The following is a 1,139-nucleotide window of genomic DNA, read 5'->3' on the forward strand; positions in this document are numbered from 1 at the left end:
CATCTCGATCATGCCGTTGCCACCGGTCAACTCGCGCTCGTTCAGGTGCTGCGGCAGGTAGGCGAACTTCACCGGGCCGAACAGCGTGCTGTGCAGCCCCATCAGGAAGATGCAGCCCAGCAGCAGCGGCACCTGGTGCGTCACCAGTCCCAGCGTGGCCAGCGCCATGATCGCCAGCTCCAGGTTCTTGACCCAGCGCGTCATTCGCGCCTTGTCGTACTTGTCGGCCAGCTGGCCCGCGGTGGCCGAGAACAGCAGGAAAGGTGCGATGAACACCGCGCCGATCACCAGCCCGGCCATGGCAGACGGCAGCCAGCTGACCGAGAGCCGGTAGGTCACCAGCACCGTGAACGCGAACTTGAAGACGTTGTCGTTCATCGCCCCCAGGAACTGCACCCAGAAAAACGGCGCAAACCGGCGCTGGCCCAGCAGCGCGAACTGGCTGGGGTGTTCGCTGGACGAAGGTGCGGACATCGACGGTCTCCTCGGGGGGGCTTTGGTTTTGGCGCGGCGGGTGCCGGGTAGCAATGTAGCGGTTCAACGCACCAACTGCGGTGCGCCAGCGAGCTGGCTGCCGGCGAGCCAGCTGAACATCGAGTCGGCGGTCACGGTTTCGATGTGGTCGGCGAAGCGCTTGCTGTTGGGGTGGTCGTCGAATGCGATGTTGGCGCGGGTGGCGCGGGCGCCCAGGCGGGTGAAGGCGTCGATGTTCAGCACGGTGGGCTGGTAGCCGCGCAGCTGCAGCCATGCCTGGGCGCGGTGGCGGTCGGTGGCGCCGTCATCCAGCGCGGCTGCCAGGGTTTCGAGTGCCCACTGGTTGCTCTGCTGGTAGCGCTCGGACCAGGGGTAGGCGAGCATCGAGTAGGCGGCGGTGTGCATCAGCGGCAGCCGGCGGCTGTCGTCCAGCCACGGGCGCAGCTTGGCTTGCACTTCGGGCGTGGGCACCACGAAGGCGGCCTCGTAGCGCCAGGGCTGGTCGAGGAAGAAGTCGCCCAGGCCCTGGCGGTAGAGGCCGGCGCGGTCGGTGCCGCAGCGGTTGAGCTTGTGCACCACGCGCCACGCGGGCCGGCCTTGCGCGTCGGTGCTGCGGTAGGCAAAGCCCAGGTGCGACCACTGCAGCCCGTAGCGTCGCAAGTCCT

At 67.9% G+C, this 1,139-nt stretch carries 2 protein-coding genes; both read right to left on the bottom strand.

Annotated elements, in window-relative coordinates; translation table 11 throughout:
• A partial coding sequence (locus FKP22_RS31185) for an MFS transporter (RefSeq protein WP_211361685.1) occupies nt 1-474 on the bottom strand: 474 nt, incomplete at its 3' end.
• Nucleotides 475-537: 63 nt separating this feature from the next.
• Nucleotides 538-1,139: DUF2145 domain-containing protein (locus tag FKP22_RS31190; protein ID WP_141292036.1), on the bottom strand; the 602-nt coding region annotated here is incomplete at its 5' end.

The organism is Ideonella azotifigens (genome assembly GCF_006519715.1).
Classification (GTDB): Bacteria; Pseudomonadota; Gammaproteobacteria; order Burkholderiales; family Burkholderiaceae_C; genus Ideonella; species Ideonella azotifigens.